Annotated in this window: 5 protein-coding genes; 4 read left to right on the plus strand and 1 reads right to left on the minus strand. The window is 58.3% G+C overall.

What is annotated here, in order from left to right; all coding sequences use genetic code 11:
• From KBZ04_RS12905 to KBZ04_RS12920, 4 genes are all read left to right on the plus strand, one after another.
• The coding region (locus KBZ04_RS12905; RefSeq protein ID WP_254992311.1) for a hypothetical protein at positions 1-201 on the plus strand (201 nt) is incomplete at its 5' end.
• A 31-nt stretch (positions 202-232) separates the two neighbouring features.
• Positions 233-502 carry a phosphopantetheine-binding protein gene (locus KBZ04_RS12910; protein ID WP_254992312.1) on the plus strand — a complete coding sequence of 90 codons (270 nt, stop codon included), beginning with the start codon at positions 233-235 and terminating at the stop codon, positions 500-502.
• A 126-nt stretch (positions 503-628) separates the two neighbouring features.
• Complete coding sequence (locus KBZ04_RS12915; RefSeq protein WP_254992313.1) at positions 629-1690, plus strand: hypothetical protein; 1062 nt, start codon at positions 629-631, stop codon at positions 1688-1690.
• The gene (locus KBZ04_RS12920; RefSeq protein ID WP_254992314.1) at positions 1674-5708 is read left to right on the plus strand and encodes a non-ribosomal peptide synthetase; all 4035 of its coding nucleotides are present in this window, start codon (positions 1674-1676) and stop codon (positions 5706-5708) included. Before KBZ04_RS12915 ends, KBZ04_RS12920 begins: the two co-directional genes overlap by 17 nt.
• An 81-nt stretch (positions 5709-5789) precedes the next feature.
• Here the strand turns inward: KBZ04_RS12920 and dnaB are convergent.
• Positions 5790-6762, minus strand: a 973-nt coding sequence (dnaB, locus tag KBZ04_RS12925) for a replicative DNA helicase (RefSeq protein WP_254992315.1), incomplete at its 5' end; no start/stop codon positions are given.

A 6762-nucleotide genomic window follows, 5' to 3' on the forward strand; every position in this document is an offset into this window, starting at 1 on the left:
CTGTTGAGTTGGGGTGCTTCTAGTGCTGGCTCCTACTGGGACTTGGGTGCGCCAGGTATTCGGAAATTGCGGGCTTCAGTTGACGGCAGGTCTGATTATGAATATGATCAGATCAGTGTGTTCGTTATCATTCTGGGCATCATGACGCCGCGATTACGTCGTTCTGATCTTAAGTTTCACTTAATTCAGCCAGGTCCCTGATAGTCAACTCTGCCGTTCTGACTCTCGCTAAATGTCGTCCACCTCATCAAGCCCCGACCCGGAACAATGGATTCGGGATCGATTTATTTCTCATGCTGAAGAGATGGGGAGGCCCGGGCTCTTCAGTCACGATGACGACCTAAGTTCTCCCATCTCATCTGCTGGTGTAGATTCGCTGGAGTTCTTGGAAATAGTCATGGAGTTAGAAGAGGAATATGGCATTGAGATTGGCGATGAGCAGCTGCATCCAGCGGTTACATTCGCCGAGTTATTTGATATGGTTGCCAAAGCCAGGCCTTGATCAATAATTTAAGCCGACCCGTCAACCAACTAATGTAGTCTAGCTGGCATCAGAATGAACTTCTTGAAGGCGATACAGCGGGTCACGCAAATCACCGGTCGGCGCCATGAGGGGTCTTTCGCTGAGATGCCTGATCCGATCGAATGCCTGTCTGATGACAATGAAGGCCCTCGTATCTACATGGTGTATAGGGCTTCTTTGGCCAGAACGATTCTGGCTGACTCCCGCTTTCATCAGTCGCAGTTTCTTGCCCCGATCCTGTCGCTCTGTGATGAGGAGAGCACGCGGCATATTCGCTTTTTCATTGATTCTAATCCAGCATTTCTCAATCCTGATCGCCATGCAGTGCAGGCTGAAGCCATTCAACAGCCCTTTGCACTTTGTGAAGATGCTATTCGCAATCTGGATATCTCAGTGCTTCTTGATGCTAATGATCCATTGCTGGATGGGTCAGGTGGTCTGACGGCACACCAGGTTGGAATCGCACTTGTTGGCAGGCTCGTTCGCCACTGCCTGGAAACTGTCAGTGGCGTCGATCTTCCTCTCGACAACAAGGAGGTATTTGCTGTTGATATCTTCCAGCCCTTCGCAAAGCGCAGCCACCTGGTTCGATGTAATACCATTCTTGATGCACTTATCCATGTCATTGAGAATCATCCTGGCCGTCAGTGCCCACTCTCCGATGCCGATCGACTTGCAGTCCTTACCCTCTTAATGATGGGAGCTACGCCGTTGCTGGCTGTTGCCACGGCCCTTGTGAACGCTGTAATTCGTAGTTCTGACTCTGCTGATCTTCAGACATCCCTCACCAGCCTGTCTAATGGCTATTCGATGTTACCCACTAATTTTGTCATGCGAGAGTGCGTTGTCCCTCATGAGATTTCTGGCCATTCGTTTGATGTTGGTGATACCTGCTATCTCTTTCTCGGTGATGTCAGTGGATGTCCCTTTTCCTCTTCGCTGAAACTTCCCCTCGGTTACGGAAGCCATTACTGCAAGGGCGCTGGCTTGGCCAAGGTGATCACGGCCAGGATTCAAGAGCTCCTTCTGCACAGAGCCATGGAGATTGCAGAGAATGTTCGCACTTCACCTGTCCAGGTTGGCCCAGCTTCGGCCTTCTTGAAGTATTCAGATGCTTCGCTTCCTGGCGCCACAAGTGGCTTGGTGATCCATGCTCAGCCACACTAGCTTTCCCGCTTCTTTAGGTCAGAAGCGTTTCTACTTTCTGGAGAAGTACAGTCCAGGATCGGGCGCCTATCACGTACGACGTGCCTGGCGAATTAAAGGGCCCTTGTTGATTCATCGTCTGCAGAAGTCGCTTGATGTTCTCCGGCGACGGCACCAAGCACTGCGCACCAACCTCCGTCTTGAAGGCGCGGATGTTCTGCAGATCATTCATTCGCCTTCTGCTTGGCCGATGCGAATCGAACGAGTTCAGCTGCCAATGCAGAGTGATGCGTTGGCCGTTGAGTCAGCCCTACAACAACGTGCCAGTTTGGAGTCGGTCGCGTCCTTTGATATGGAACAAGGTCCCTTGGTGCGGGCACTATTGCTTGAAGTGAGTGAGAAAGATCATCTGTTGATCATTACTATCCATCATGCAGTCTGCGATGGTTGGTCTCTTGACATTCTCGAGAGTGAACTGTTTGCTCTGTATGAATCAGAAGATGAATCTGGAAGTACATCAGATCCTGTGTCGTTGTTGAAACCATCTGAAGGCGACGACCACTTGAAGCGGAATTCGCAGGCTCGCCTGGAGCTATTGAGGAGTTTCTGGCATCGTTACCTCGATGGAGCTCCCACGACGCTAGACATACCAAGAGATCTTCTGCCCCCGCCGACAGAATCTTTTTCGGCAGACGTCCAGACCGCCTGCCTGCCTGCTTCTCTGCGACAGCAACTCGCCAGTCTGGCTCATGAGAAGGGATCCACCCTTTACGTGCTCTTGCTGGCCTCGTTCCAGATCCTGTTGTCCAGAATCTGTCTCCAAACGGACTTTCTTGTTGGAACACCTGTCGCCGGCCGCAGCAGGTCTTCCATGCGCCGATTAATTGGATTCTTCGTCAATACTTTGGTCATTCGTGCTGAGCTTGGTGATGACCCCTGCTTCAGTGATTATCTGGATAGGCTTACTTCAAGCATGGGGGATCTGTTTGCCCACCAGAGCATGCCCTTTGAGCAGCTTGTGATAGACCATTGTCCTGCCAGGCTCTTGGACCGTCCCCCATTGGTGCAAGTGATGTTTGCTTACAATAATTTTAGGCAAAAGCCTTTATGTGTCAAAGGCATCGCTGTTAAGCGCTTCGCGGTTCCGGTAATTCGTGAGTCCTTTGAGATCCATTTATCGATCCAGCCAGATGTTGGCAGTGATGACCTTCATTGCAGATTAAGTTATAGGTCATCTCTTTTCAGCGACGACCATATTCATCGCATCTTGGATCAGTGGCTATGTCTTCTTCAGGGGATTGTTGCGTCTCCAGGATGCAGGGTTTCGGCTCTACCCTTGCTTCCGGATGGGGAGCGGCGCCAGCTCCAGATCTGGTCCCACGGAGAGGCCCTGCCGCTTCTTGAGCGTTGCGCCCATCAGATCTTCGAGCAGCAGGCGGCCCGCACACCTGAGGCCACTGCCCTGGTCTTCGCCGACCGGCAGCTCAGCTATGGCGCGCTCAATGCCCGTGCCAACCAGATTGCCCATGTTCTGCGGCAGCGGGGTGTCGGTCCCGGTGTGATCGTTGGCGTTTGCCTGGTGCGCTCCTTCGAGATGGTGATTGGCCTGTTGGCCATTCTCAAGGCCGGCGGCATTTATTTCCCCCTGGATCCGACCCTGCCGGAGGCGCGCCTGCAGCGGATGCTCTCCGATGCCGATCCGCTCCTGGTGGTGGTGGATCGGCAGGCTTCCGCCGTGGCGGCACTGGCGAGTCGACCGCTGTTGAACCTTGGCGATGACCTCCACGAATCTGATGCCGTGGAACCTCAGGCCCCTGGCGCGATCCCGCTCTCGGCTCCTGCTTACCTCCTCTATACCTCCGGCTCCACCGGGGTACCCAAAGGTGTGCTTGTCCCCCACCGTGTTCTGGCCGGGCTGGTTGCTTTCCACCGCCAGCACGAGCGCCTGAGGTCTCCAGCCATGACCTTGCAGTTCGCCGGCTGCGGCTTCGATGTCTCCCTACAGGAAATGTTCGGAACGCTTTGCCTTGGGGGCACCCTGGTCCTGATCCCATCGGAGCAGCGGCGCGACCCTGCGCTGCTCTGGAAGTTCATCAGGGCGCAGGAGATCGAAAGGCTGTTTCTTCCCTACGTCGTGCTCGAGCAGCTGGCCCTCTGTGCCGAGGCTCCCTACGGCCCCCTGCGTGATGTCATCTCCGCAGGTGAGGCCCTGACCCTGTCCCCGGCGATCCGGAGCTTCATCGGCCGGCTCAATGATGGCCGGTTGCACAATCATTACGGCCCTACGGAATGCCATGTGGTGTCGCACCATCTGCTACCTGCCGCTGTCAGCGACTGGCCCCTCGTGGCGCCCATCGGAGTGCCACTTCCCAATACCTCGCTGCTGGTCCTCGACACCCAACTCCAGCTCTGCCCGATCGGCATCCCCGGTGAACTCCATATCGGTGGGTCCGGTCTGGCCCTGGGCTATCTGAATCGCCCCGACCTCACTTCCGAGCGCTTCATACCCAGCCCATTCTGCGGCGATTCGACTGAGCGCCTCTACAAAACCGGCGATCTCGCCAGCTGGAATGCTGACGGCACCCTGGCCTTCCATGGCCGCCTTGATCATCAGATCAAGCTGCGCGGCTTCCGCATCGAACCTGGGGAGATTGAGGCAGCCCTGATCGCCCATCCGGCGATCGATCAGGCCGTGGTGCTGCTGAGGCAGGACCAGCCATCGAACCCCCAGCTGGTTGCCTACTGGATCGCCACCCATTCTTCCGGCGAAGCGGCTTTCGGTGACTCCGCTCTCGACAGCTCTGCTGCGGACAGCTCAATTTCCGCCATCGAGCTGCGCCCTTTCCTTGCCGAGCGCCTGCCTGAGTACATGCTGCCGGCCTCCTTCGTGCGCCTCGACGTTTTTCCTCTCACTCCCAACGGCAAGCTTGATCGCAGTGCCCTGCCGGCTCCCTGCTTTACCGGAGATCTCCACCGACGCACGGCTCCTTCGACACCCCTCCAGATCCGGCTCCACTCCCTCTGGGCCGACGTGCTCGGCCATGGCGACTTCGGCATCCATGACAACTTCTTTGCCATCGGTGGCCATTCCCTCGCCGCAGCCAGGCTGATCTCCCGCATCGAGGAGAGCCTCGCCAGAACCCTACCGCTGGCCATGATCTTTCATGCTCCGACCATCGCTGAGATGGTCTTGCGGCTGGAGGGGGAGAAGATGCTCCCCAGTGATGGTGACCCGTGCATGGTTCCCCTTCAGGCACTTGGTGAGGCCATTCCGTTGTTTGTGATCCACGGCTTCGGTGGTGATGTGTTCTGTTACACCGACTTTGCCGGTTTTCTGGCGCCTGACCGTCCGGTCTACGGCCTCCAGGCGCGGGGCATCGACGGCCATGCCCCGCGCCACCGGAGCGTGGAGGAGATGGCGGAGCACTACGCAACACTCATTGAAGAGCGCTGGCCCCAGGGCCCGTACCATCTCCTTGGCCAATCCGCAGGCGGCTGGTATGCCTACGCCGTCGCGGCCGCCCTGTTGAGGCGTGGTGGCTCCATCGGCATGCTTGCCATCCTCGACAGTGCTTGGACGGCGTTCATTTCGAGGCGCCTGCGGACCTCTCTACTGCTGCGCAAATCCATTGGGCGCTTACCCGATTATCTAGAGCAACTGCGCCACAGCAAGCGACCCCGCAACTTCGTGAAGTTCCTGCAGCTCCGTTCCAGGGGGCTCTCAGCGGAGTTGCAGCGGTTCCGCCCTCCGCTTGTCCCCCTTCCACAACAACCCCGCAATCGCTCTGAAGCCAGCGGACAGGACTATTACGACCTTCTCCACCGCCGCTTCCAACCGATGCCCCTGCCTGTCACGGTTCACCTGTTCACCACCTCGCGGGGGGAGCGGCTGAAGTGCAGGCTCTGGCGTGCCTACGCCTGCGGTAGCGTGCGCCACCGGAGACTGTTCGAAGAGCATTACCACTATCACCTCGCTCCATGGGCAGCAGATCTGGCGGCTGCCATTCGCGAGGCGCTCGCGCAACAGGAGGCTGAGTGACGTTGGTGGGGCTGGGGTTACGGTCCCTCCTGGTTGCTTGCGAAACGCTCTGAAGCGATGGCGTTGGAATCGCCCACCAGGTCAGGCGGCAAGATTGCGGAAACGGGTGAACTGGGGTTCGAACAGGAGCTTGACGGTGCCCACGGGGCCGTTGCGGTGCTTGGTGACGATGACTTCGGTGATGCCGCGGTCGGCGGTTTCGGGGTTGTAGTACTCGTCGCGGTAGATCATCAGCACCAGGTCAGCGTCCTGCTCGATCGAGCCCGACTCCCGCAGGTCGCTGAGCATGGGGCGCTTGTTGGTGCGCGACTCCACGCCCCGGCTGAGCTGGGAGAGGGCGACCACGGGCACGTGCAGCTCCCGGGCCATGCCCTTGAGGCCCCGGGTGATGCGGGAGAGCTCCTGGACCCGGTTGTCCGGCGTGCTGCCCTCCATCAGCTGGAGATAATCGATCACGATCAGTCCGAGTTCCTTGCCGGTTTCGGCCATCAGGCGCCGGCAGAGGGAACGCATCTCCAGCACGCCGGAGTTGGGTTTGTCGTCGATGAACAGGGGCAGCTGGCCCAGGCTGTTGATGCCCTGGCCGAGCAGGGGCCACTCCTCCTGCTGCAGACGGCCGGTGCGCAGGCGACCGCTCTCGATGCCCACCTCCATCGACAGCAGGCGGTAGGTGAGCTGTTCCTTGCTCATTTCCAGGCTGAACACGCAGACCGGCAGCTGGTGCAGCTGGGCCACGTTCTTGGCGATGTTGAGCACGATCGAGGTCTTGCCCATGGCGGGGCGCCCGGCGACGATGATCAGGTCGCTGCGCTGCAGGCCCTGGGTGATGGCGTCCAGGTCGTAGAAGTTGACCGGGATGCCGGCGACGGCGGTGCCAAGGGAGCGACTCTCGATCTCGTTGAAGGTGCTGGTGAGGATCTCGGCGGTGGGGGTGAGCCCCGAGGTGGGCTTCTCCTGGCTGATGGCGAAGATCTTCTGCTCGGCCTCATCGAGCACCTGCTCCATCGGGATGCTCTGGTCGAAGCCCAGGCGGATCACGTCGTTGGCGGAGCGG

This window comes from Cyanobium sp. N5-Cardenillas (assembly GCF_024345515.1).
In the GTDB taxonomy this organism is placed as follows: Bacteria; Cyanobacteriota; Cyanobacteriia; order PCC-6307; family Cyanobiaceae; genus Cyanobium.

Excerpts from the sequence above, each read along its gene's own strand:
- KBZ04_RS12910 (WP_254992312.1), top strand. The coding sequence starts at position 233 with ATGTCGTCCACCTCATCAAGCCCCGACCCGGAACAATGGATTCGGGAT.
- KBZ04_RS12915 (WP_254992313.1), top strand. The coding sequence starts at position 629 with ATGCCTGATCCGATCGAATGCCTGTCTGATGACAATGAAGGCCCTCGT.
- KBZ04_RS12920 (WP_254992314.1), top strand. The coding sequence starts at position 1,674 with ATGCTCAGCCACACTAGCTTTCCCGCTTCTTTAGGTCAGAAGCGTTTC.